The organism is Alcanivorax sp. UBA3183, from assembly GCF_002364155.1.
Classification (GTDB): domain Bacteria; phylum Pseudomonadota; class Gammaproteobacteria; order Pseudomonadales; family Alcanivoracaceae; genus Alcanivorax; species Alcanivorax jadensis.
This window is the reverse complement of record NZ_DEXN01000015.1, coordinates 130,232-130,760: the sequence shown is the minus strand read 5'-3', so window position 1 is coordinate 130,760 and position 529 is coordinate 130,232. Positions and strand designations below refer to the sequence as shown.

The 529-nt window shown below is 57.7% G+C and carries 1 protein-coding gene and 1 pseudogene; both read left to right on the top strand.

Annotation, left to right across the window (positions count from 1 at the left end; translation table 11 throughout):
* A pseudogene (locus B3Q33_RS06945) lies at positions 1-195 on the top strand (SAM-dependent methyltransferase); the annotation flags it as partial.
* A 107-nt stretch (positions 196-302) separates the two neighbouring features.
* On the top strand, positions 303-529 hold a 227-nt coding region (locus B3Q33_RS06940; RefSeq protein WP_286827322.1), incomplete at its 3' end, for a hypothetical protein.

The window sequence follows — 529 nt, the reverse complement described above, 5'->3', positions numbered from 1 at the left end:
CCGGTGCTTTTCAATCTGATACGCCGGGGCCTGCGCAGCGGGGTCAAACAGGTGATTATTGCCGACCCGGGGCGGTCGCCGTTCTATGCCCTGGCGGAAAAATGCGAGAATGCCGGTATGGATGCCCGTGTCGTGGAGCGCCGGACCAAAACCCCAAAAGTCCTGAGCGCGGATCTGTTGATTATTAATCGCTAACGCAGCGATCTGCGATGTATCAAACATGCGGCGCCCCAGTGCCGCACTATTGATTTTTCGCACCTCGCCACCATGTTGTTTCCACGCTGAATGGAAGTGACAACATTATGAGCCAAGACGATAGCAATACTGTTGAGCAACCCTCGAGCAGCCTGGCGCTGCCTGACCAGCCGAAACCCCAACGCATCTACCTGATTCCCGTCCAGCACCGGCCTTTCATGCCCGGGCTGGTACAGCCGGTGATGCTGGACAAGGAACGCTGGCAGGCAACACTGGAACGAGTCAGTCAGACCCCACACCAGTCGCTCGGGCTGGTCTATGTCGGCGATAACGA